Origin of the sequence: Microbacterium sp. 4NA327F11 (assembly GCF_005503465.1) — a bacterium.
Lineage (GTDB): Bacteria > Actinomycetota > Actinomycetes > Actinomycetales > Microbacteriaceae > Microbacterium > Microbacterium ginsengisoli.
Map to the genome: position 1 here is coordinate 13,204 of NZ_SCOB01000006.1, position 22,298 is coordinate 35,501.

The following is a 22,298-nucleotide window of genomic DNA, read 5'->3' on the forward strand; positions in this document are numbered from 1 at the left end:
ACCGTGGGAAACACGGACCGGCGTGTGACCTCGCGTGACGGTGAGCGACAGCGGATGACGGGTGGGTCCGCGGGGCACGGGCACGCCGTCGCAGGATCGCACCTCGGCGGCAGCCCCATGTCGCCACGACGGAGGCGATGCCATGACTCGCTACATCCTCGGACGGCTGGCGCAAGCCGTCCTCGTGCTGTGGGCCGCGTACACGGTGGCGTTCCTGCTGCTGTTCGCCCTGCCCTCCGACCCGGTGAAGATCCTCGCCGGCGCGGACGCGACCGATGTGACCGAGGCGCAGCTCGACCAGTTGCGCCACCAGTTCGGTCTCGACAAGCCCCTCTGGCAGCAGTACCTCGACAAGCTCGGCGCGCTGCTGCACGGCGACCTCGGCACGTCGATCACCTCGGGGCGTCCGGTCGCCCAGGTCGTCGGCGAGGCCATCCCCCCGACCCTGCAGATCGCCGCGCTCGCGCTCGTGATCGCGGTGATCGTGGGCACTGCCGTCGCCGTCGGGGCGACCTGGTTCCGCATCGCGTGGCTGCGCTCGCTCCTGCTCGCCATGCCGCCGCTCGGTGTCGCGGTGCCGTCGTTCTGGCTCGGCCTGCTCCTCATCCAGTGGTTCTCGTTCCAGATCCCGATCTTCCCCGCCGTCGGCGACCGCACGCTCGCGGCGGCGGCGCTGCCGGCGATCGTGCTGGCGGTGCCGGCCGGCGCGAACATCTCCCAGCTGCTCGCCAAGAGCCTCAGCGCGACCCTCGGAGAGCCGTTCATCGGCACGGCCCGCGCCAAGGGCGCGAGCCGCTCGCGGGTGCACCTGCGGCACGCCCTGCGCAACGCGTCACTGCCGGCGTTCACGATCACCGGTCTCATCGTCGGGCAGCTCCTCGCGGGCACCGTCGTCACCGAGACCGTGTTCGGACGCCCCGGGATCGGCCGCGTGACCGCGGCGGCGGTCGAGCAGCAGGACCTCCCGGTCGTGCTCGGCGTCGTACTGTTCGCGGCGGCGGCGTTCGTCATCGCGAACCTTTTCGTCGATCTGCTCTACCCCGTGCTCGACCCGCGCATCTCGGTCGTCGTGCGACGGGCCGCTGCCAGGGCGCGGGCGTCGTCGGAGCCGCCCGCGCCCTCCTCCGGTGCGTCCGCGCCGGTCGACGCGCCCCCCGTCCTCGCCGGAGGTGCCCGATGAGCGAGGTCACCGCCCTCGTCACGTCCTCGCCCGCGGCCGTCGGCGACGGGTTCGCCGACACCGCCGCCGACCGCTTCGACGACGCCGTGCGCGAGCGCGCCGGCGGAGCGACGGATGCCCCCTCCCGCACCCGCAGCCTGCTGGTCGCCGTGCGTGAGCAGCCGCTGCTCGTGGTCAGCGTCGTCTGGCTCGTCCTGGTGATCGTGTCGGCTCTCGTGCCCGCGCTTCTCGCACCGGGTGACCCGCTGCTCGCCGCTCCCGCCGACAAGCTGCAGGGTCCGAGCCTCGCGCACCTGTTCGGCACCGACCAGATCGGCCGCGACCTGTTCACCCGCGTCGTGCACGGCACCGGGCTCACCATCTCGGCGGCGTCCGCGGCCGTGCTCGTCGGCCTCGTCATCGGTGCGCTGCTCGGCCTCGTCGCCGGCTTCCTCGGCGGCTGGGTCGACAGCGTGATCATGCGCATCGCCGACGTGCTGCTCGCGATCCCGAGCCTGCTGCTCTCTCTCGCGATCATCGCCGCGCTCGGGTTCGGCACCATCAACGTCGCCATCGCCGTCGGTGTCGCCTCGATCGCGGCCGTCTCGCGCATCATGCGCGCCGAGGTGATCCGGGTGCGGTCGGCTCCGTTCATCGAGGCGGCCGGGGCATCCGGCAACACCCGGCTGCGCGTGCTGCTGCGCCACGTGCTGCCGAACTCGGTCGGCCCGGTGCTCGTGCTCGCGGTGCTCGAGTTCGGCGGCGCGATCCTCGCCGTCTCGGCGCTCGGCTTCCTCGGTTACGGGGCGCAGCCACCGACCCCCGAATGGGGCTCGCTCGTCTCCGACGGCCGCGACTTCCTACGCACCTCCTGGTGGCTGACGACGCTCCCCGGCCTCGTGATCGCCCTCACCGTGCTCGCGGCGAACCGCGTCTCGCGAGCGCTCGACCGGGACGGGGAGGGGTGGGGATGACCGCCGCGCTGCTGCAGGTCGACGGCCTGCGCGTCGAGTACACCACCCGCCGCGGGCCGGTCGTCGCCGTGCGCGACGTCTCGTTCACCCTCGCCCGCGGCGAGACCCTCGCGATCGTCGGCGAGTCGGGGTCGGGCAAGTCGACCACCGTGCACGCCCTGCTGCGGCTGCTCTCCCGGGGCGGGCGCGTGACCGCCGGGCGGGTGCTGCTCGACGGCACCGACCTGCTCGCCGCCGACGACCGCGCGTTGCGCGCCGTGCGCGGCCGCGCCGTCGGCCTCGTGCCGCAGGACCCGGTGGTCAGCCTCAACCCGGTCGTGCGCGTCGGCACGCAGATCGCCGAGGTGCTGCGCATCCACGGGCTGGCCGACCGCGACGAGGCCCGTCGCCAGGCGATCGTCGCGCTCGGCCGCGCCGGCATCGCGGACCCCGAGTTGCGCGCCGCCCAGTACCCGCACGAGCTCTCCGGCGGACTCCGCCAGCGCGTGCTCATCGCGCTCGCGATCGTCGCGGGACCGGCGCTCATCCTCGCCGACGAGCCCACCAGCGCCCTCGACGTGACCGTGCAACGGCAGATCCTCGATCATCTCGACACCCTGAAGCGCGAGGCGGGCACGAGCCTCGTGCTCGTCACCCACGATCTGGGCGTCGCCGCCGACCGCGCCGACCGCATCCTCGTGATGACCGACGGCGAGATCGTCGAGAGCGGCACTCCCGACGAGGTGCTCGGCGACCCGCGGCATCCGTACACGAAGCGCCTGATCGCCGCGGCGCCGAGTCTCGACGCCGTCTGGTCGGATGCCGCGGCCCCCGCGGCGCCGCCCACGACCGCCGCCGCGCCGGGTGCGCCGCTCGTCGTGGCGCGCGGCCTCGTCAAGGAGTTCCCGCGCCCCCGCGCGCAGGGCGGCGGACGGTTCCGGGCCGTCGACGGCGTGGATGTCGTGATCGCCGCCGGCGAGACCCTCGCGCTCGTGGGGGAGTCGGGGTCGGGGAAGACCACCACCGCCCGCCTCGTGCTGCGCCTCGACGAGCCCACTGCGGGCACCATCGCCTACGGCGACGCCGACGTCACCCGCCTCGGCAGTGCGGCCCTGCGTGGCATCCGCCGGCGGGTGCAGCTCGTGCAGCAGAACCCCTATGCCGCCCTCAACCCCCGCCTCACGGTGGCGCAGAACATCGCCGACCCGCTCGCCGCGTTCCGCATCGGCGACCGGGCCTCACGGCGCCGCCGCGCCGTCGAGCTCGTCGATCGTGTCGCCCTGCCTGCGTCCGCCCTCGACCGCAAACCCGCCGAGCTGTCCGGGGGCCAACGGCAGCGCGTCGCGATCGCCCGCGCCCTCGCCGTGCACCCCGAGCTCGTCGTGCTCGACGAACCGGTGTCGGCGTTGGACGTGTCGATCCAGGACCAGATCCTCACCCTGCTGGCCGACCTTCAGTCCGACCTCGGCCTCGCCTACCTGTTCATCTCCCACGACCTCGCCGTCGTGCGTCGCATCGCCCACCGCGTCGCGGTGATGCGCGGCGGACGCGTCGTCGAGAGCGGAACCGCCGCCGACGTGCTCGGCGACCCCCGCCACGAGTACACCCGAGCGTTGATCAACGCGATCCCCGGGCGCGTCCGCACGTCCCACTGACCCCCCGCCGTGCGTCGACCGACCCGCGGCATCCGTTCCCACACCCCTTCACCGAGGAGCACCCACCATGTCACTGCGCAGAGTCATCCTGCCCGTCGCCGCCGCGCTCGCGGCGGCGCTCGCCCTGTCGGCGTGTGCCGGCACGTCGACCCCCGCGTCGACCGCCAGCGCCCAGCCCGTCGACGGCGGCGCGCTCACCTTCGCGGTCGCCAACGACCCGATCTCCCTCAACCCGTCGGGCATCGGGTCGGGTAACGACACCTGGTATGTCACCCGCCAGCTCGTCGACTCGCTGCTCTACCAGAACCCGCAGACCGACGAGCTGCAGCCGTGGCTCGCGACCGGCTACACCGCCAGCGACGACGCCACCCAGTTCACCCTCACCCTGCGCAACGACGTCACGTTCTCCGACGGCACGCCGCTGACGGCCACCGCCGTCAAGGACACCTTCGACGACATCGTCGCCGCGGGGGCCAAGAGCGGATCGGCCTCCAGCTTCGTCGGCTACAAGGACACCACCGTCGTCGACGACCACACCGTGCGCGTCGACTTCTCGAAGCCCAACGCCGCGTTCCCGCAGGCGACCACCTCGGTCGGCCTCGGCATCGTGTCACCCGCGACCACGCAGACACTGTACGACTCCCGCGCAGACGGCAAGGCCGTCGTCGGCACCGGACCCTTCACCCTCGCCTCGTACACGAAGAACGTCTCAACGGTGCTGAAGAAGCGCACCGGCTACGCATGGGGGCCGGCCTCCCTCGGCAACTCCGGCGCCGCCCACCTCGACACCGTCACGTTCCAGATCGTCCCCGAGGCGAGCGTGCGCACCGGCGGGCTCGAGTCGCAGCAGTTCGACGCGATCGGCAGCGTGCAGCCGACGGATGTCGCGGCCCTGACCTCCGCGGGGCTCAGCCTCGTCGACCGCGGCAACCCGGGTGTCAGCTTCGGGCTCTCCTTCAACCTCGGGCACTCCATTACCGCGGACATCGCGGTGCGCCAGGCGATCGCCGAGGCCGTCGACAAGCAGCAGGTGCGCGACACCGCGCTCAACGACCTCTTCAATGTCGGCACCAGCGTGCTCGCCAAGAACACCCCCGGCTGGGTCGATGAGAGCGCCCACTTCGGATACGACCAGGCCGGGGCGAAGAAGCTCCTCGACGACGACGGCTGGACCGTCGGGTCTGACGGCATCCGCACCAAGAACGGTCAGCGCCTGTCGCTGTCGCTCATCTGGATCACCAACTTCGGTCCGAACAAGACCTCCCTCGAGCTCATCCAGCAGCAGCTGAAGGCCGTCGGCATCGAGGTCACCCTCACCGGTTCGACCGTTCCCGAGTTCCTCGCCGCCCAGACCGCCGGCACCTGGGACATCCAGTGGGGCAACCTCTCGCGCGCGGACGGCGACGTGCTGCGCACGACGTTCTCGGCCGCCACCTCGAAGTACAACATCGCCGACGCCGACCTCGAGAACCTGCTGCAGGCCCAGCTCGCCGCCGGCGACGCGGCCAAGCGCACGGCCATCATCGGGCAGATCCAGGACCGCATCGCCACGCAGTACTACCAGGTGCCGGTGCACGAGCTCACGTCGATCATCGGCACGCAGACCGCCGTGCACGGGGTCACCCTCGGCGCCGACTCTCGCCTCGACAGTCTCGTCGGCGCGTGGAAGGCCTCGTCGTGAGCGAACCGATCATCGGCCGGGCCGGGTTCATCCTCGCGGGCAACTACCCCGAGCACGACCCGGCCACCGGGCTGGCCGAGGTGCTCGACCTGGTGGAGTTCGGCGAGCAGGCCGGGTACCAGGTCGCGGGTGTGCGGCAGCGGCACGTGGAGCGCGGAATCTCCTCCGCGCTCCCGTTCCTCGCCGCGGCGTCGCAGCGCACCTTGCGCATCCGGCTCGAGACCGACGTCGTGCCCCTCGGGTACGAGACGCCGTTCCGCCTCGCCGAGGACTTCGCGACCGTCGACGCACTGTCCCGCGGGCGGGTCAACGTGGGGGTGAGCACGTCGGCGCCGCACGCCGACCTGCTCGCCGACCTCGCCCGGCCCGACGCGGCGTCGACGACCGACCCGTACGAGCTCATCGAGCGATTCCTCACCGCGCTCGAGGGCAACGTGCTCGGCGAGGACGTCGCCACACCCTACGGCACCCAGTCGCCGCGCGTGCAGCCGCACGTCGAGGGTCTGCGCTCGCGGGTGTGGCTCGGCGGAGGATCGGAGCGCTCGGTGCGCTGGACCGCCCGCCGCGGTCTGAAGCTGCTGCTCGGCAATCTCGCCGACGGCGACGGGCACGACTCGTTCGAGTCCGCGCAGCGCGCGCACATCGACCTCTACTACCAGGAGTTCGCCGGCAGCGGGGCGGCCGTCGGGGTCGAGCGGGTCATCCTGCCGCTCGACTCGACGACCGACGAGCAGCGCGCCCACTACACCGGCTACGCCGCGGCGCGTGACGAGCGAACGCAGGCGGCCGTCGGCCCGCGGGGCACACGCTTCGGGCGCGACCTCATCGGCACCGGCGAGCAGATCGCCGAGCGCCTCGCCGCCGACCCAGCGTTCGACGGCCTCACCGAGCTGAGGGTCGCCCTGCCGTACGCGTTCACCTCGGACGAGTATCGGCAGGTCCTGGGCGACATCGTCGAGCACGTGCTGCCGCATCTCGGGTGGGTGGCGGCATCCGCCCGGGAGACCGTCGCCGCGTGATGACGTGCGGGGTGACCGGGCGTCCGGTTACCCCGCATGACGGCGCGTGACCCATGTTGACACCCCTCGTCGCCGACCCGGTGGGCGGCGACGAGGCTCGTGGCACGACCACCACCGAGGAGCGCTCCATGAGCCGACCCTTCACCCTCGGCGTCGCCCTCGACGGCGCCGGCTGGCACCCCGCCGCCTGGCGCGAGCCGAGCGCACGCCCCGACGAGCTGTTCACCCCCGACTACTGGGTCGACCTCGTGCGCACCGCCGAAGCCGGCGGCATCCACTACGTGACGATCGAGGACTCGCTGGCGCTGCAGTCGGCGCAGTACAACGTGCCGGACGAGCGCACCGACGAGGTGCGCGGTCGTCTCGACGCCCTCCTGATCGCCTCGCGCGTGGCCCCGCTCACCCGCACCATCGGACTCATCCCGACGGTGACGACCACCTACACCGAGCCGTTCCACGTCTCGAAGGCCGTCGCCACCCTCGACCACATCAGCGATGGCCGCGCCGGCTGGCAGCCGAAGGTGTCGGGACGCCCCGACGAGGCCGCGCACGTCGGCCGCCGCTCCGTGCCGTCGCTCGAGGGCGGGCTGCACTCGCCCGAGGTCGAGGCCTTCATCGTCGACATCTTCGGCGACGCGGGCGAATCCGTCGAGGTCGTGCGCCGCCTCTGGGACAGCTGGGAGGACGACGCCGAGATCCGGGATGCCGCGACCGACCGCTTCCTCGACGCCGACAAGGTGCACACCATCGACTACGTCGGCGAGCGCCTGAGCGTGCGCGGCCCATCGATCACGCCGCGCTCGCCGCAGGGGCAGCCGGTCGTCGCGGCCCTCGCCCACGCCGCCGTTCCCTACCGGTTCGCCGCCGGATCCGCGGACGTCGTGTTCGTCACGCCCGCCGACCTCGACCACGCCCGCCGCATCCTCGACGAGGTCGCCGACGCGGCCGCACAGGTCGAGCGGGTCGGCGAGCCGCTGCGGGTCGTCGCCGACATCCTCGTGCTGCTCGACGGCCCCGACGAGACGGCCGCGGCACGTCTGGAGAGACTGGATGCCGCGGGCCGCCCGCTGACCTCCGACACCCGCATCGTCGCCGGCTCCGCCGACGAGATCGCCGACCTCGTCGCTCAGCTCGCCGAGCTCGGCTACGACGGCGTGCGCCTGCGCCCCGCCGTGCTCACCGACGACCTGGCCCGTATCGGCACCGACCTCGTCCCGCTGCTCGCGGCTCGCGGTGTGCTCGTCCCCGCCGACGACCAGGCCGTGGCCCTGCGCGCACGGTTCGGGCTGGAGGCATCCGTCCCCAGCCGCTACGCCACCCCCTCGCTGACGGGAGCAGACCGATGACCACCCCCACGCGCACCCCGATCATCCTCGCCGCCTACGTCGGCGGCGTGAACGAGCAGACCCTCTGGGAGCACCCCGACGCCGGCAGCCAGATCGCCTTCTCGTCGTTCCGTCACGTCGCGCAGACGGCCGAGCGCGGCCGGTTCGACTACTTCTTCCTCGCCGAGGGACTCGCCCTGCGCGAGCGCGACGGCCGCATCTTCGACCACGACATCGCCGGTCGCCCCGACACGCTGCCGGTGCTGGCCGCGCTCGCCGCGGTCACCGAGCACATCGGCCTCATCGGCACGCTCAACGCGACCTTCAACGAGCCGTACGAGCTCGCCCGGCAGGTGGCCACGCTCGACCATCTCTCCGGCGGACGCGCCGGCTGGAACGTCGTGACATCGTTCGACGCGTTCACGGGGGCGAACTTCCGCCGCGGCGGGTTCCTCCCGCACGCCCAGCGCTACGAGCGGGCCGAGGAATTCGTGGCGGCGGTGCGGGCCCTGTGGGACTCGTAGGGAGAGCACGCCATCGTCGCCGACAAGGGGGCGGGCCGGTTCCTCGCCGACGCCCGCGCGGGCGAGTTCGACGTCACCGGCAACCAGTTCGACATTCGCGGGCGCTTCACCGTGCCGCGCAGCCCTCAGGGCCGGCCGGTGCTGGTGCAGGCGGGCGTGTCCCCGCAGGGCCGCGACTTCGCCGCCGCCAACGCCTACGCGATCTTCTCGCCGTTCTCCCGGCTCGCCGAGGCGCAGCCGTTCGCCGCCGACATCCGCGCGCGTGCCGCCCGCGCCGGCCGCGACCCTCGAGACGTGAAGATCCTGCCCGGAGCGGAGTTCGTGATCGCCGACACCGAGACGCAGGCGCGGGAGAAGGCGGCTCACATCCGCGAGCAGCAGCTCACCGGACGGACCATCCGGGTGATCTTCGAACAGGTGTGGAACCGGGATCTCTCCGACTACGACATCGACGGGCCGGTGCCCGACATCGACCCGGATCCCGATGCGCCGACCTTCATCCAGGGTCGCGCATTCCTCTATCAGGACCGTTTCGAGACGGTGCGCACCTGGCGAGCCCTTGCGGAGGAGCGCTCGCTCACCCTGCGGGGCCTCGCCCGCGAGGTGTCGCGGGTGGAGACCTTCGCCGGCACCCCCGACCGGGTCGCCGACCAGCTGCTCGCGCTTGTCGATGGCGGCGGCGCCGACGGCGTCGTTCTCGGCTCGCACCTCACCCCGACCGGTCTCGACGAGTTCGTCGACCGCGTCGTGCCGATCCTGCAGGAGCGCGGCGCGCTGCGCACGGAGTACGAGGGCACCACCCTGCGCGACAACCTCGGCCTGCCCGTCCCCGTCCGCGCCGCTGAGCGCAGCGCCGTCGCCTGACCCCACCTCCTCCACCCGAAGGACTCTCATGACCGCCGCCCCTGCCCTCGACCGCGCCGCCTTCGCCCTGGAATGGGAGAGCTGGCATCGTGCGCACGAAGAACGCCGCGCGAGCGACGATGGGTTCCTCGCCGTGACGGGCCTGTACTGGCTCGACGAGACGCCGGTGCAGCCCGCGGGGGCGCCGGGGGCGTGGACGACCGGTCCTGACGGGGTCGAGGTGCGCCTCGCCGCCGGCGAGAGCGTCACGGTGGATGGGCGCGAGGTCACCGGCGGGCACCGGTTCGCGCCCATCGCCGAGCGGGCCTCGGTCGTCGTCGGCTTCGCCGACGGGGTGATCGAGGTCGCTCGGCGCGGGGGACGCGACATCCTTCGACCTCGTCGACGCGACGCGGCCTACCTCGCCGGGTACCACGGCACCCCCACCTACGTGCCGAACACGCGCTGGCGCGCGGAGGCCCGCTTCGAGGCGTACGACGCACCGCGGCCCATCACGGTCGATGCCGCCGTCGACGGCATCCAGCACGTGTACGACGCCCCGGGCGAGCTGGTGTTCTCGCTGCGCGGTGAGGAGTTCCGGCTGATCGCGTTCCCGGGACGCACCGACGACCTGCTCGTGCTGTTCACCGACGCAACGAGCGGACTCACCACGTACGCTGCGAGCCGCTCGCTCGCCGTTCCCCCGCCCGACGCCGACGGCCGCACGGTGATCGACTTCAACCGGGCCGTCAACCTGCCGTGCGCGTACACCGACTTCGCGACCTGCCCGCTGCCACCGACCGGCAACCGGCTGCCGGTCGGCATCGAGGGCGGCGAGAAGACGCCGCTGGCCCGCGTGGTCGGTCACGTGACCGCCCACGGCCTCGAGCTCGCCCCCGTCGAGGCCACGCCCGTCGAGGCCTCGCCTGCTGAGGTTGCGCCTGCTGAGGTCGCGCGATGAGAACCCAGCTGCTCGACATCATCCCCTACCGCGCCGACCCCCTGTCGGGGCACCAGGTGTCACCGGCCGAACGGCTCGAGCAGACGGTGATCGCCGCGGTACGGGCGGAGGAGCTCGGCTACGACGCCGTCGGCGTGGGCGAGCGGCACGCGGGCCCGTTCCTGTCGTCGTCACCGACGGTCGTTCTCGCCGCGATCGCGCAGGCGACCCGCACCGTGCGGCTCACAACCGGGGTCACCGTGCTGTCGGTGCTCGACCCGGTGCGGGTCGCCGAGGACTACGCGACCATCGATCAGCTGTCGCGAGGCCGACTCGACCTCGTGATCGGCAAGGGCAACGAAGCCGCCCAGTTCCCGCTGTTCGGCCTCGAGCTCGACGACCAGTGGGAGCTGCTCGAGGAGAAGTACGCCCTGCTGCGCGTGCTCTGGGAGCAGGAGTCGGTGACCTGGCCCGGCGGGCCGTTCACACGCCCGCTGAACGACGTCACGACCCTGCCGCGACCGTACGGCGGCCGACCGAGGGTATGGCACGGGTCGGCGACCACTCTCTTCTCCGCCTCCCTCGCGGCGCGTCACGGCGACCCGCTGTTCAGCGCCAACGCCATCCAGCCGCTCGAGAACTACGGCGTGCTCGTCGACCACTACCGCAGCGAACACGCCCGCCACGGCCACGACCCGCGCACCGCGTTCGTCGGTGCCGGCGCCGGGGCGCTGTTCATCGCCGACACCCGCGAGGAGGCGATCGCCCAGTACGGGCCCGTCTACGAGGCGATCGTGCAGGCCACCAACGTGCCCGGCAACAACACCCCGTTCCGCGACATCCGTCACGCGGTCGCCGAGGGTCCCGCCCTCGTCGGCACGGCCGCCGACGTGATCGACAAGATCGCACGCTTCCACGACCGGCTCGGGCACTCGCTGCAGTCCATCAGTCTGCCGACGACGCTCCCCTTCCCCCAGCAACTGGAGATCCTGGAACGATTCGCGCTCGAGGTCGCCCCGGCGCTTCGCCGCTCGTTCCCCACACACCTCTGGACCGACGACGACCCCGGGGCGGGTCGGGCGACGGTCCCGGAGAACCCGGCATGGGGCACGCCGGGAGAGGTCGTCCCGGCGGTGGGTGCGACGGCGAGTGCTGCGCCGTCGACCGCCGGGGCGACCCTGTGACCCCGGCGCTGTTACCCACCGTTGCCCTCACGCCAGGTCAGGAGTACGGGGCCGGGCAGACTGTCCGGGTGAGCGCACCGCAGACCTGGACGATCACCCCTGTTGATTGGCATGACCCACGCGCCGCCGCGCTGCGCGACGCGATGGATGCCGAGATCGGTCCGCGCTACGCCGACCGCTTCGAGGCGCGCGCCGCCGCGGGCATCCAGGACGACCCGGCCGACTTCGCGATCGACCCCGCCACCCTGCTCGTCACCGTGCTCGTGCACGACGCCGACGGCACGCCGGTCGGTCACGCCGCACTGCGCCGACTCGGCGACGAGGTCGAGGTGAAGCGGGTCTACATCGGCCCGGCCGTGCGCGGGGCGGGGGCCTCGCGCGCCCTCATGTCGGAGCTCGAACGCCTCGGCCGCGATGCCGGTGCCGTCCGCCTGATCCTGCAGACGCGCGATAGGCAGCCCGAGGCGATCGCGCTCTACGAGCACATCGGCTACACGCCGATCCCGATCTTCGCGCCGTACACGGCGTACGAATTCTCCCGCTGCTACGAGAAGAGGTTGGTGTGACCGACGCGCGTGTGATCGTCGTGGGGGCGGGCGTCATGGGCGCCGCCACCGCCTGGCAGCTGGGTCGACGCGGCATCCCGACGATCCTTCTCGAGCAGTTCCGGGTCGGTCACGACCGGGGCGCGTCGCACGGCACCAGTCGCAACTTCAACGTGTCGTACGGCGATGCCGGCTACCTCGCGTGGCTGCGCGAAGCGCGGGTGCTGTGGCGCGTTCTCGAGCACGAGGTGCGTGCACCGCTCATCACCCGCACCGGCATCGTGTCGCACGGCAGCGGGCTCGACCTCGTGGCGCTCACGACCGCGGTGCGCGCGGGCGGGTTCGACGCCCGCCTGCTCGATGTGCGGGAGGCGCAGCGCCGGTGGCCCGGGTTCCGCTTCGAGACGCCGGTGCTGCACACGCCCGAAGCGGGTCGCATCGATGCGGATGCCGCGGTGCGCGGCTTCGTCGCGGCGGCGCGTGCGACCGCGGTCGAGGTGCGCGAGGGAGTCCGGGTGGCGTCGGTGAGCGCCGATGAGCGCGGCGCCTCGGTGGTGCTGCGCGACGAGGAGGGTGAGCGCACCCTGACGGCGGAGCGCGTCGTCGTCACCGCGGGTGCGTGGACCCGCGGACTGCTCCCGGAGTCGATCGCCCTGCCGCCGCTGCGGGTGACGCAGGAGCAGCCGGCGTTCTTCGCGCCGATCGCGCCGGCCGAGGAGACCTGGCCGGGCTTCAACCACATCGCCGATTCGTCCGGGGAGACGGGATGGTTCCCAACCGGGGTGTACGGCATGGCGACGCCGGGCCTCGGTATCAAGGCCGGTTGGCATGCAGCAGGCCCCGTGGTGGATCCCGACGAGCGGTCGTTCGTTCCCGACCCGTCGCTGACCGAGGCGCTGCGACGGTACGCCCGGGAGTGGCTGCCGGGCGTCGACGCCGATCGGTTCAGCGAGGTGACGTGCACCTACACGTCGACACCCGACGCGAGTTTCGTGCTCGAACGGTTCGATCGTGTGGTGGTGGGGGCGGGATTCTCCGGCCACGGGTTCAAGTTCGCTCCGGTGATCGGCCGCATCCTCGCCGATCTCGCCGAGCTCGGCTGACATGCTCATGCGGCGATATCGCGGGGGACCGCGCGAATGCGGGCCGTGTCGGGCTCAGGCCGGCGTCAGGTCGTAGCCGAACGCGAGCAGGTCGATGAATCGGCCGGGCTGCACCTCCACGGGATGCTCGCGCTCGGGGAGCCGCACGAAGCCGAGGCGTGCGTAGAGGGCGTGGGCGCCTGTCATCTCGGGGCCGCTGTTCATGACCACCCGGTGCGAGCCGCGCGCCCGAGCCTGGGCGATCACGTGGTGAACGAGGGCCGCCCCCACGCCCCGGCGCTGGGCGGCGGGTGTCACGGCCAGCTGCCGGAAGTCGGTCTCGCCGGGCCGGGCCAGATGCGAGAGGGCCTCGCCGGGCCGCGACATCCACACCGTCCCGAGGATCTCGTCGCCGTCGAGCGCGAGCCACACCTCACCCCCGTCGGCGCGCGCGGCCACGTCGCGCAGTGAGGCGATGTACTCGTCGGTCAGCGCGCCGTAGGCCGACGTGTACGCGCTGACCGTCGCCTCCCCGGCGCGGACGTACTCATCGGGTCTGGCCTCGCGAATGGTGAGTGAGTCGGATGCCGCGGTCACGCGTGCGCGCCAACGGTGGCCGGTGTCGGGGCACCCGCGAGGCCCCAGGTCTCGGCGAGCAGCTCGACGGAGCGCTCGCGGTCGCGCGGGTCGTGCGTGATCGTGGTGATCAGCAGCTCATCGGCCCCCGTCACCCGTTGCAGGGCCTCCAGCTGCTCCGCCACCTGTTCGGGTGTGCCGACGAACCGCGTCGCGAGGCGGTCGCGCACGACCGCGAGGGCGGCGGCATCCAGAGGCTGGGCGCTGGCCTCGTCGGGCGTGGGGTAGACGATCGCGCCCTGCCCGGCCCGGATGGAGTGCACCCAGTGCGCATATCCCTCCGCGAGACGCGTCGCCTCGGCCTCGCTGTCGGCGACGAGCACGTCGACCGACACGATGACGCGCGGCTCGGCGAGGCGTCCCGGCCGGAATGCGTCGCGGTAGGCGCCGACGGCCTCGCGCACGAAGGTCGGGGCGACATGGTAGTTCGCTCCGAACGGCAGGCCGAGCCGGCCGGCGAGGGCGGCGGATGCGCCCGCCGTGCTGCCGTGGATCCAGACGTCCACGTCGGTTCCCTCGGCGGGGGTGGCGTGGATCGGCACGCCCTCCGGGGCGACGTAGTCGCCCGTGATGAGCGCGATGATGTCGAGCACGTCCTGCTCGAAGTGGTCGGCGTCACCCGGGGTGCGGCGCAGCAGGCGCGCCTGCACCGCGAAGCGCTGCAGATCGAGGGTGAAGTCCGGGGCGGCCGGGATCAGCAGGCCGTCGACGGTGACGTCCTCCTTCGCGCCCTCGGTGAGCGCGGCGAAGCTGTGGGGGGTCTGGGCGGCGCTGGTCGACCCGGAGCGCCCGATGCCGAGATCGACGCGACCCGGGAAGAGTGCGGCGAGCAGCCCGGCCGACTCGGCGACGTGCAGAGGGCTGTAGTTGCCGATGATCGTCGCGGCGGTGCCCACCCGGATACGGTCCGTCGCCTGGGCGATGAGCGGAAGCAGCACGTGGGGGAGCGCGCCGGAGATGCCCGGGTTGAGATGATGCTCAGCCAGCCAGTAGCGCGCGTAGCCGAGGGCTTCCGCGCGCTGGGCGAGGCGCACGCTCGCCCGCAGGCCGTCGGCCGGCGTCTGGCCGGTGCCGAACGGGGAGAGATCGAGGATGGAGAGGGGAACGGGCACGGTCTGCTCCTGCGCGGGTCGGTGGCGGGTCGGAAACGGGAGGAGGCGGGAGGGGACCGAGGTCCCCTCCCGCCTATGGTCGCTCAGGACTTGGGAAGTCCGGGAGGGTTGATCTCGGAGGTCGTGACGGCCTCCGCGTCCAGACCCCACGCGTCGAGCACCTTCTTGTAGGTGCCGTCCTTGATCAGCGCGTTCAGCACGATGTTGACCGGGGTGATGAGCCCGTTGCCCTTCTTCGTGGCCGCCGCGATGTTGGCCGTCAACGGCCAGCCACCGGGGATCGTGCCGACCAGCTTGATGTCGCCGGTCTCGCGAGCCTCCCAGGCTCCGGTCGGGTTCGGACCGAAGTTGGCGTCCGCGCGACCCGACTGGAGGGCCAGCGTCGCGGCGGCGACGTCGTCGTAGTACTGCAGCTCGGCCGGCGCCTTGCCGCGGGAGACGAGGTCCTTGTTCCACTCGAGGAGGATCTTCTCCTGGTTCGTTCCCGAGCCCACGATGATCTTCAGGCCCGAGATGTCGTCGGCGGTGGCGATCTTCGAGATCGAGCTCGTGGACTTCACGTAGAAGCCGAGCACGTCCTGACGGTAGCTCGCGAAGTCGTAGAGCTCCTTGCGCTCCTCGGTCACCGTCACGTTCGAGGTGATCAGGTCGTACTTGCCCGACTGGATTCCCAGCGGCCAGTCCGCCCACGCCACCACGACCGGGTTGTAGGTGAGGCCCAGACCCTGCGCGATGAGCTTGCCGAAATTCGGCTCGGTGCCGGCGGGCTCGGTCTGACCCTCCGGGATGTACGCGAGCGGCGGCTGGTAGGCCGCGACCGCGACGGTGAGCTTGCCCGGGTTGATGGGCGTGAAGCCGCTCGCCTTCAGAGCGGCGACCGCCTCCGGGACCTCGTGCCCTTCGATCCAGGTGATCTGGTCGGTCGCCGGGTTCGACGATGATGCGGCGGGGGCGGCGGCATCCGCCTTCGCCCCACCCGCGATGTTGACGGCGGCGATGATGCCGCCGACGACAGCGGCCACCGCGACGACGGCGATGCCGGCCGCGATGCCCTGCTTCTTGCTGATGGCCATTGCTGTGTTACTCCTTCGGTGGTCCTCGGGTCCGGGTGGGCCGAGGGTCGGGGGGCGGATCGGGCGGGGGTTCCGCTCAGGTGAGCACCTTGGCGAGGAAGTCCCGTGTGCGCGCATGCTGCGGGCGCACGAGAACGTCCTCCGGGGTGCCTTGTTCCACGACCACCCCTTGGTCGAGGAACACGATCCGGTCTGCCACCTCGCGCGCGAATCCCACTTCGTGGGTCACGATCACGAGAGTGGTGCCCGCGTGCGCGAGGCCGCGGATCACGTCGAGCACTTCGCCGACGAGTTCGGGGTCGAGAGCGCTGGTCGGCTCGTCGAAGAGCAGCACGCGGGGCTCCAGCGCGAGTGCGCGGGCGATCGCCACGCGCTGCTGCTGACCGCCCGAGAGCTGCCGGGGGTAGTGGTCGGCGCGGTCGCCGAGCCCGACGCGCTCGAGCAGGCCCAGGCCGAGCTCCCGTGCCGCCGTCTTCCCCACGCGCCGCAGTGCGAGCGGTGCCTCGATGACGTTCTCGAGCGCGGTGAGGTGGGGGAAGAGGTTGAAGTTCTGGAAGACGATGCCGACCTGCGTGCGACGCTTCAGGATCTCCCGCTCGCGCAGCTCGTGGAGCTTCGTGCCGCGCACCTCGTAGCCGATCAGGGTGCCGTCGATGGTGACCGAGCCCCGGTCGACCGATTCGAGGTGGTTGATCGTGCGCAGCAGGGTGGATTTGCCCGAGCCGCTCGGCCCGAGGATCGCCACGACCTCGCCGGGGGCGATGTCCAGGTCGATCCCGCGCAGCACCTCGATGCCGTTGTAGCTCTTGTGGACGTTGTGGATCTCGACCCGCCCGGTGCGGGCGGGGACGACGGTGGCGCTCATCGCGAGGCTCCTTCCGAGGCGGATGCGGCGGCCGCGCCGGCGCCCGCCGGGCTCGCCGCGGCATCCGGGCGGGGTTCGTCACCGAGACGCGCCCACCGCAGCGCCACCCAGCGGCGGAACCGCTGCAGGGGGGTCGGGGGCAGCACCCGCACGGACCCCCGGGCGTAGTGACGTTCGATGTAGAACTGGGCGATGCTCAGCAGGGTGGTGATGATCGTGTACCAGACGACCGCGACGAGAAGCAGCGGGATGACCCGGCTGTTGCGGTTGTAGATGACCTGCACGGCGTAGAAGAGCTCGGGCAGTGCGATGACGAACACCACCGAGGTGCCCTTGACGAGGCCGATGACCTCGTTGGTGGCGTTGGGGATGATGGAACGGGCCGCCTGCGGCAGGATGATGCGGCTCAGTCGTCGCCACGCCGGGATGCCGAGGGCCGCGGCCGCCTCGTGCTGCCCCTGGTCGACGCTGAGGAGTCCGCCGCGGATGATCTCCGCAGAGTAGGCCGCCTGGTGGAGGCCGAGGCCGAGCACGGCGGCGGCGAAGGCGCTGATGAGCTGCACCGTCGGGAACTGCACGATCCAGAAGTCGGTCGTGAAGGGCGTGCCGAGGCCGAGCGTCGGGTAGAGGTAGCCGAGGTTGTACCAGACGATGATCTGCACGACGAGCGGCACCGAGCGGAAGAACCAGATGTAGGTCCAGGCGATGCCGTTCAGCAGCGGCGAGCCGCTGAGCCGGGCGAGCGCGAGCAGCGTGCCGAGGCCGAATCCGACGACGGCGGCGATCACCGTCAGCGTGAGGGTGTACCCGAAGACGCCGGTGAGCACCGGCTCGGAGAAGAAGTAGCGGGCGAAGACGTCCCACTCGTAGTTCTCGTTGACGACGAGTGACCACGCGAACTGCGCGATCGCGAAGATCAGCAGGGCGCTGAGCACCCAACGGAACCAGTGCCGGGTGTGGACGACGCGGAACGATCCGAGGTCGACCCGGGCGGCCGGGGCGGGGGTCGGGTCGTCGACGACGCGGGCGCGTGCGAGCGTGTCGGTCATGCCTGCTCCTTCGGGGGATGCGGCCGGTCGCCGCGTTTCCGCCACGGTAGGGGCGTCGCCGGTGTGCGCCGGAGGGCGCGTTTCACATGCCGCAACCGCGCGTCGCACGCGGTAACAGTGCGATCAGGCGGTGCGCAGGATCCGCTCGGTCACGCGGGTGCAGAAGTGCAGGGCGTCGACCGGCACGCGCTCGTCCGCGGCGTGGAACTGCGCGAACACGTCGAACTCGTGCGGCACCTGCAGGGCCACGAAGCCGTAGCCATGGATGCCGAGCCGGGCGAAGCTCTTGTTGTCGGTGCTGGCCGGCAGCAGGTAGGGCACGACGAAGCCGTCGGAGTCCTCGGCGCCGATGGCACGGTCGAACACGTCCAGCAGGGGAGAGTCGGAAGCCGCGAGGGTGGCGGGTGTCCAACCGCCCCAGCGGATGTCGATGTCGTCGCCGACGATTCGCGTGATCTCGGCGCGCAGGGAGTCGTCGTGACCGGGGAGCACGCGGATGTCGAGGCGCGCCCGCGCCTCGGCGGGGATCACATTGGTCTTGTCGCCCGCGATCAGCACCGTGGGGGAGACGGTGTCGCGGGCTGAGGCGGCGAGGAACGTCTCCGCGTGGCCGAGGCGCGCGAGGGCGTCGGACAGGTCACCGAAGGGCTCGCCCGTGTGGGCGGCGTACACCCGCAGGAAGCGGTCGAGCGCCTCGGTGCGCTCGACCGGGAAGGGGTGGTCGCCGAGGGCGGCGACCGCGCGAGCGAGACGGACGACGGCGTTGTCGGCGGTCGGGCGAGAGCCGTGCGCGGCGCGACCGCGGGCGGTGAGGGTCGCCCAGGCGACCCCCTTCTCGCCGACGGCGGCGACGTAGGCGCGCCGGCGCCCGGCGGGGATCGAGAATCCGCCCACCTCGCTCACCGCCTCGGTGACGCCCGCGAGCAGGTCGGGTCGGTTCTCGACGATCCAACGCGCACCCCAGACGCCGCCGGTCTCCTCGTCGGCGACGAACGCGAACACGATGTCGCGCGCGGGCACGATGTCGTTGCGGCGGAAGTGGCGGGCGAGGGCGAGCAGCGTGCCGGCGAAGCCCTTCATGTCCACGACTCCGCGACCGTAGAGGTAGCCGTCGTCGTCGATCTCGGCGGCGAACGGCGGATGCGTCCAGTCGGCCGCGACGGCGGGGACCACATCGAGGTGGGCGTGAACGAGCAGGGCGCCGCGGGCCGGGTCGGCACCGGCGAGCCGCGTGACGATCGATCCTCGGCCGGGTCGCGGTTCGAGGAACTCGACCTCGTAGCCGACCTCCTCCAGCGCCTGCTGCGCGAGGCGCGCGGCGCGGGTCTCGCCGTCGCCGATCGTCGCTGCGTCGCCGGTGTTGACCGAGTCGATGCGCAGCAGGGCCCGGGTGAGGTCGAGCGCGTCCTGTTCGACGGCCGACGTCATCGCGGTTCGCCGCTCAGTGCTCGTGAGGGCGCGCGTCGCCGGCGAGCTTGAACGCGAGGCGCCCATGGGCGTAGCCGCCGCCGGCGCGGATCGCGGTAGCGACCCACGCGGCCTCCGCCAGCTCGGTGTCGGTCGCGCCGGCCTTGACGGCGTTCTGGCTGTGCGCGTCGATGCAGTACACGCACTGCGTGGTGATGCCGACGGCGAGGGCGATCAGCTCACGGTACTTGAGCGGGATCGCCCGACCCTCCTCGGCGAAGACGGCCTGGTCGAAGGCGGAGAACGCCTGCAGGATGTCGGGCGTCTCGGTCTTGTAGACCTTGGTGAAGGTGCGGTCGGCGGTGCGGTCGAAGTAGTCGGACACGATTCCTCGGGATCAGTCGAGACGGGAGTGGTCGCCGAGGCGGTGCCACGTGCGGTTGTGATAGACGAGCGCGTCGCCGTGGTCGCCGGGGTCGACGTCGCGGGCGATGCTCGACTGCAGCGCGTGGGCGGCGATGACGGTGGAGCCGCCTGCCTCCATGCGGTTGATGATCGCGCAGCGCACCCAGGCGCGCACACCGTTGTAGACGGGCTCGCCCGTGGGAAGACGCGACCAGTTCGCGGGGTCGGCGAAGCGGTCGACACCGCTGGTCGAGGCGAGCCGGGCCACGTCGAGATCGTGGGCGTCGAGCAGGTGCACGACGATCGTGTCGGCCGCGACGATCGTCGGGGTGGCCGATGAGAGCGACGACACCGAGAAGATCAGCAGCGGCGGCTCGGCGCTGACGGAGGAGACCGAGGTCGCGGTGAGGGCGACGGGTCCGCGTCCGTCGTCGGCCGTGATGACGGCGACGCCGCCCGGGTGGCCGCGGAAGAGCGCCTTGAAGTCGTCGGGCGACAGCGAGCCGCCGAGCAGGTGCGGGCTGTCGAACACGGGGGAGACCTCGGCTGCATCGGACATGACATCGACGCTACCCACCCCGGTCGGGTGCGGGGCCGTCGGTTCGAAACAAAGAGAAACCGCGTGCCCGCGCACGAGGGGATGACCTCGTGTTGCGCCGCGTGTCGCCGTGTTGCCCGGCGGGATGACGCTCGCGCGCGGCGGCGCGCAGACTCGCGCCATGTCCCCCCTCATCGACGTCGCCGGGCTCACCGAGGCGCTGACCGGTCTGCGGCCGGTGCGTCTGCTCGACGTGCGGTGGCGATTGGATGCCCCGGAGGGACGTCTGGCGTACATCACCGGTCATCTCCCGGGGGCCGTCTACGTCGACCTCGAGCGCGAGCTGTCGCGGCCGGGCCATCCCGAGGCGGGGCGGCATCCCGTGCCGGCGTTGGCCGACCTCGAGCACTCGGTGCGCCGCTGGGGGATCGACGAGGGCGATCTCGTGATCGCCTACGACGACAACGACGGGGTCGCGGCGGCGCGGGCCTGGTGGCTGCTGCGCCGTCGGGGTGTGGACATCCGGGTTCTCGACGGCGGGCTGCGCGCCTGGATCGCGTCGGGCGGTCTGCTCGACACGCACGACGTCGCGGTGGAGCCGGGCGGCATCTCGCTGCGCGATGAGGATCCGGGCGTCGCGTCGATCGATGAGGCGGCGCTCGCGCCGCTGACCGGGGTGCTGCTCGACGTGCGGGCGCCTCAGCACTACCGCGGGTCGGTGCCCTCCGCCGATCCGGTGTCCGGGCACATCCCGGGCGCCCTCAACCTGCCGACGTCGGTGCACATCTCGCCCGAGGGTGGGGCTGCTTCCGTCGAGGCGAGCGCGGCGCGATTCGCCGACGTCGGAGTGCGCGCCGGCGTGCCGGTCGTCGTGTATTGCAGCTCGGGTATCGCCTCGGCGCACACGGCGCTCGTGCTCGCCCGGCTGGGGATCGGGGCGCGGGTCTATCCGGGGTCGTGGTCGGAGTGGGCGCGTGCGCAGGGGCGCCCGGTCGCGACCGGGCCCACCCCCGCGCACGCCGTGCACGCGGTCTGATCGCGCTCAGCCGCGATCATCGGATGCCGCGTCCCGCGCGCCTTGCGCGTCGGGGCGACGGTCGCCGCGCTCGCCGTGGCCGTGGTGCCCCGCGTGGGCGGCGCACTCGCCGCGGCCGAGGTCCTCGCCGAACCGGCGGTGTGCGCCGGGGCCGAACCCGCGGTGGCGGTTGCCGCCCGCGAACGGGCGGAAGCCGCGGCCGCGACCGAACGGCGGGAATCCGGCGCGGGGGCCGAAGCCGTGCGGGGCGTCCGAGTCGGCGCCGGGGCCGAACCCGGGGCCGAAGCGGTGGCCGCGCGGGCCGCCGTGGTGGCCGAACTCGCCGGGCCGCGGCATCCCGTAGGAGTCGTCCCAGCCGAGCTCGCGGGCGATCGCCTCGAGTGTGCGCGAGGTGGTGGCGAGGTCGTCGGCGCTGGCCGCCGCCTCGACGCGCTCGCGGAATTCGCGGGGCGAGTGCACCGCGCCGCTGCGAAGCAGGGCGCCGACGGCGCGCAGCCAGTAGCCGACGGGTGCGGGGGTCTGAGGAGTGGTCTCGTCAGTCATGGGGTGTCCTTTCGTGGCGCGTCCGGAGACGCCGATTACATGTCATGTGGCATGTACATGTCTTTGTACATGCTTCTGTGATGCATGTCAAGGTGCATGTATTCTCGGATCATGACCGCCGACGACCCCGCCACCGACCCCGTCGACGCCATCGCCGCCGCCCTCGGGCAGCTGCGCGGTCGGCGCGGACCCCGGCCTCCCTGGGTGACCGGGCACGACGGCCCCCACCCCCACGGCGGGCGCGGCCGGCACGGGTTCGGACCCGGCGCGCACGGCGGCGGGCCCTGGGCCGCGGGTGCCCCCGGTGCATGGGGCGGGCCGCCCTGGGCGGGCGGCGGCAGCGGACGCTTCGCGGGGCCGGCGCGCCTCCGTCTGCTCGACGCGGTGGTGGCGGCATCCGAGCCCCTCACCGTCAGCGAGATCGCCGAGGCCGTCGGCGTCGACCAGCCGCGCGCCTCACGGCTGGTGCAGCAGTGCGTCGACCTCGGGCTCGTGCGCCGCGAGGCCGACCCCGACGACGCTCGCCGCACACGCATCGTCGTCACGGAGCAGGGCCGCACCCTCGCGCGCGGATTCCGCATCGACCGGCGGGAGGCCGTCGAGACCGCGCTCGCCGCCTTCACCGACGACGAGCGCGCCGAGCTCGCGCGCCTGCTCGCGAAGCTCGCCGCGGCCTGGCCCGCGTGAGACCGGCCGCAACCCCCGATCCCGCCGGTAGCGTGAC

Annotated in this window: 21 protein-coding genes and 1 pseudogene; 13 read left to right on the top strand and 9 right to left on the bottom strand. The window is 72.4% G+C overall.

Going from position 1 to position 22,298, the window contains the following annotated elements:
• Positions 1–142: 142 nt before the first annotated feature.
• The 11 genes and pseudogenes from FFS51_RS05420 to FFS51_RS05470 all read left to right on the top strand — a co-directional run bounded on the left by FFS51_RS05420 (position 143) and on the right by FFS51_RS05470 (position 12,931).
• A complete protein-coding gene (locus FFS51_RS05420) occupies positions 143–1,180 on the top strand; it encodes an ABC transporter permease (protein WP_056206682.1) in 1,038 nt (345 codons plus the stop codon).
• Positions 1,177–2,133 (top strand): ABC transporter permease, encoded by a 957-nt coding sequence (locus tag FFS51_RS05425; protein WP_056518977.1) that lies wholly within the window; start codon positions 1,177–1,179, stop codon positions 2,131–2,133. Before FFS51_RS05420 ends, FFS51_RS05425 begins: the two co-directional genes overlap by 4 nt.
• A complete protein-coding gene (locus tag FFS51_RS05430; protein ID WP_056206679.1) occupies positions 2,130–3,767 on the top strand; it encodes a dipeptide ABC transporter ATP-binding protein in 1,638 nt (545 codons plus the stop codon). The genes FFS51_RS05425 and FFS51_RS05430 overlap by 4 nt, the downstream gene beginning before the upstream one ends.
• A 67-nt stretch (positions 3,768–3,834) precedes the next feature.
• On the top strand, positions 3,835–5,448 hold the full coding sequence (locus FFS51_RS05435) for an ABC transporter substrate-binding protein (RefSeq protein WP_056518975.1): 1,614 nt from the start codon (positions 3,835–3,837) through the stop codon (positions 5,446–5,448).
• Complete coding sequence (locus tag FFS51_RS05440; RefSeq protein ID WP_056518972.1) at positions 5,445–6,467, top strand: LLM class flavin-dependent oxidoreductase; 1,023 nt, start codon at positions 5,445–5,447, stop codon at positions 6,465–6,467. Before FFS51_RS05435 ends, FFS51_RS05440 begins: the two co-directional genes overlap by 4 nt.
• 53 nt (positions 6,468–6,520) lie before the next feature.
• The gene (locus FFS51_RS05445) at positions 6,521–7,813 is read left to right on the top strand and encodes an LLM class flavin-dependent oxidoreductase (protein WP_082486300.1); all 1,293 of its coding nucleotides are present in this window, start codon (positions 6,521–6,523) and stop codon (positions 7,811–7,813) included.
• Positions 7,810–9,180 (top strand): annotated as a pseudogene (locus FFS51_RS05450) (NtaA/DmoA family FMN-dependent monooxygenase). Before FFS51_RS05445 ends, FFS51_RS05450 begins: the two are co-directional and overlap by 4 nt.
• A gap of 28 nt (positions 9,181–9,208) precedes the next feature.
• Positions 9,209–10,120 (top strand): DUF1684 domain-containing protein, encoded by a 912-nt coding sequence (locus FFS51_RS05455; RefSeq protein WP_082483020.1) that lies wholly within the window; start codon positions 9,209–9,211, stop codon positions 10,118–10,120.
• Positions 10,117–11,283 carry an LLM class flavin-dependent oxidoreductase gene (locus FFS51_RS05460; RefSeq protein ID WP_082483019.1) on the top strand — a complete coding sequence of 389 codons (1,167 nt, stop codon included), beginning with the start codon at positions 10,117–10,119 and terminating at the stop codon, positions 11,281–11,283. The genes FFS51_RS05455 and FFS51_RS05460 overlap by 4 nt, the downstream gene beginning before the upstream one ends.
• 68 nt (positions 11,284–11,351) lie before the next feature.
• Positions 11,352–11,849, top strand: coding sequence for a GNAT family N-acetyltransferase (locus tag FFS51_RS05465; protein ID WP_056518970.1), 498 nt, complete (start codon positions 11,352–11,354; stop codon positions 11,847–11,849).
• Complete coding sequence (locus tag FFS51_RS05470; RefSeq protein WP_235557395.1) at positions 11,846–12,931, top strand: FAD-dependent oxidoreductase; 1,086 nt, start codon at positions 11,846–11,848, stop codon at positions 12,929–12,931. The genes FFS51_RS05465 and FFS51_RS05470 overlap by 4 nt, the downstream gene beginning before the upstream one ends.
• A gap of 54 nt (positions 12,932–12,985) precedes the next feature.
• Here FFS51_RS05470 and FFS51_RS05475 read toward each other — a convergent pair whose 3' ends face one another.
• From FFS51_RS05475 to FFS51_RS05510, 8 genes are all read right to left on the bottom strand, one after another.
• The gene (locus FFS51_RS05475) at positions 12,986–13,507 is read right to left on the bottom strand and encodes a GNAT family N-acetyltransferase (protein WP_056206667.1); all 522 of its coding nucleotides are present in this window, start codon (positions 13,505–13,507) and stop codon (positions 12,986–12,988) included.
• Positions 13,504–14,658: an LLM class flavin-dependent oxidoreductase gene (locus tag FFS51_RS05480; RefSeq protein ID WP_056206666.1), complete on the bottom strand. Its 1,155-nt coding sequence runs from the start codon at positions 14,656–14,658 to the stop codon at positions 13,504–13,506. The genes FFS51_RS05475 and FFS51_RS05480 overlap by 4 nt, the downstream gene beginning before the upstream one ends.
• A gap of 83 nt (positions 14,659–14,741) precedes the next feature.
• Complete coding sequence (locus FFS51_RS05485) at positions 14,742–15,731, bottom strand: ABC transporter substrate-binding protein (protein ID WP_056518969.1); 990 nt, start codon at positions 15,729–15,731, stop codon at positions 14,742–14,744.
• Between the two features lie 76 nt (positions 15,732–15,807).
• Positions 15,808–16,596: an amino acid ABC transporter ATP-binding protein gene (locus FFS51_RS05490; protein ID WP_056206663.1), complete on the bottom strand. Its 789-nt coding sequence runs from the start codon at positions 16,594–16,596 to the stop codon at positions 15,808–15,810.
• Positions 16,593–17,645, bottom strand: coding sequence for an amino acid ABC transporter permease (locus tag FFS51_RS05495; protein ID WP_082486296.1), 1,053 nt, complete (start codon positions 17,643–17,645; stop codon positions 16,593–16,595). Before FFS51_RS05495 ends, FFS51_RS05490 begins: the two co-directional genes overlap by 4 nt.
• Positions 17,646–17,768: 123 nt before the next feature.
• Positions 17,769–19,139, bottom strand: coding sequence for a M20/M25/M40 family metallo-hydrolase (locus tag FFS51_RS05500; RefSeq protein WP_056518967.1), 1,371 nt, complete (start codon positions 19,137–19,139; stop codon positions 17,769–17,771).
• The gene (locus FFS51_RS05505; RefSeq protein WP_056206660.1) at positions 19,087–19,437 is read right to left on the bottom strand and encodes a carboxymuconolactone decarboxylase family protein; all 351 of its coding nucleotides are present in this window, start codon (positions 19,435–19,437) and stop codon (positions 19,087–19,089) included. Before FFS51_RS05505 ends, FFS51_RS05500 begins: the two co-directional genes overlap by 53 nt.
• A 12-nt stretch (positions 19,438–19,449) precedes the next feature.
• The gene (locus FFS51_RS05510) at positions 19,450–20,016 is read right to left on the bottom strand and encodes a flavin reductase family protein (RefSeq protein ID WP_056518965.1); all 567 of its coding nucleotides are present in this window, start codon (positions 20,014–20,016) and stop codon (positions 19,450–19,452) included.
• Between the two features lie 160 nt (positions 20,017–20,176).
• On the opposite strand from FFS51_RS05510, the gene FFS51_RS05515 reads away from it, so the two are divergent.
• Positions 20,177–21,031, top strand: coding sequence for a sulfurtransferase (locus tag FFS51_RS05515; protein WP_056518990.1), 855 nt, complete (start codon positions 20,177–20,179; stop codon positions 21,029–21,031).
• Positions 21,032–21,037: 6 nt separating this feature from the next.
• Here the strand turns inward: FFS51_RS05515 and FFS51_RS14895 are convergent, their stop codons facing one another.
• Positions 21,038–21,574 carry a hypothetical protein gene (locus tag FFS51_RS14895; RefSeq protein WP_056518963.1) on the bottom strand — a complete coding sequence of 179 codons (537 nt, stop codon included), beginning with the start codon at positions 21,572–21,574 and terminating at the stop codon, positions 21,038–21,040.
• 111 nt (positions 21,575–21,685) lie between these two features.
• On the opposite strand from FFS51_RS14895, the gene FFS51_RS05525 reads away from it, so the two are divergent.
• Entirely contained in the window at positions 21,686–22,261 is a 576-nt protein-coding gene (locus FFS51_RS05525) for a MarR family winged helix-turn-helix transcriptional regulator (protein ID WP_082486294.1), read from the top strand.
• Positions 22,262–22,298: the final 37 nt, after the last annotated feature.

What these genes read in the sequence shown, in the direction of transcription:
- FFS51_RS05485 (WP_056518969.1), bottom strand. Translation starts at nt 15,731, where the DNA reads ATGGCCATCAGCAAGAAGCAGGGCATCGCGGCCGGCATCGCCGTCGTC.
- FFS51_RS05430 (WP_056206679.1), top strand. Translation starts at nt 2,130, where the DNA reads ATGACCGCCGCGCTGCTGCAGGTCGACGGCCTGCGCGTCGAGTACACC.
- FFS51_RS05435 (WP_056518975.1), top strand. Translation starts at nt 3,835, where the DNA reads ATGTCACTGCGCAGAGTCATCCTGCCCGTCGCCGCCGCGCTCGCGGCG.
- FFS51_RS05425 (WP_056518977.1), top strand. Translation starts at nt 1,177, where the DNA reads ATGAGCGAGGTCACCGCCCTCGTCACGTCCTCGCCCGCGGCCGTCGGC.
- FFS51_RS05495 (WP_082486296.1), bottom strand. Translation starts at nt 17,645, where the DNA reads ATGACCGACACGCTCGCACGCGCCCGCGTCGTCGACGACCCGACCCCC.
- FFS51_RS05455 (WP_082483020.1), top strand. Translation starts at nt 9,209, where the DNA reads ATGACCGCCGCCCCTGCCCTCGACCGCGCCGCCTTCGCCCTGGAATGG.
- FFS51_RS05445 (WP_082486300.1), top strand. Translation starts at nt 6,521, where the DNA reads ATGTTGACACCCCTCGTCGCCGACCCGGTGGGCGGCGACGAGGCTCGT.
- FFS51_RS14895 (WP_056518963.1), bottom strand. Translation starts at nt 21,574, where the DNA reads ATGACTGACGAGACCACTCCTCAGACCCCCGCACCCGTCGGCTACTGG.
- FFS51_RS05460 (WP_082483019.1), top strand. Translation starts at nt 10,117, where the DNA reads ATGAGAACCCAGCTGCTCGACATCATCCCCTACCGCGCCGACCCCCTG.
- FFS51_RS05490 (WP_056206663.1), bottom strand. Translation starts at nt 16,596, where the DNA reads ATGAGCGCCACCGTCGTCCCCGCCCGCACCGGGCGGGTCGAGATCCAC.
- FFS51_RS05510 (WP_056518965.1), bottom strand. Translation starts at nt 20,016, where the DNA reads ATGTCCGATGCAGCCGAGGTCTCCCCCGTGTTCGACAGCCCGCACCTG.
- FFS51_RS05500 (WP_056518967.1), bottom strand. Translation starts at nt 19,139, where the DNA reads ATGGGCGCCTCGCGTTCAAGCTCGCCGGCGACGCGCGCCCTCACGAGC.
- FFS51_RS05515 (WP_056518990.1), top strand. Translation starts at nt 20,177, where the DNA reads ATGTCCCCCCTCATCGACGTCGCCGGGCTCACCGAGGCGCTGACCGGT.
- FFS51_RS05420 (WP_056206682.1), top strand. Translation starts at nt 143, where the DNA reads ATGACTCGCTACATCCTCGGACGGCTGGCGCAAGCCGTCCTCGTGCTG.
- FFS51_RS05525 (WP_082486294.1), top strand. Translation starts at nt 21,686, where the DNA reads ATGACCGCCGACGACCCCGCCACCGACCCCGTCGACGCCATCGCCGCC.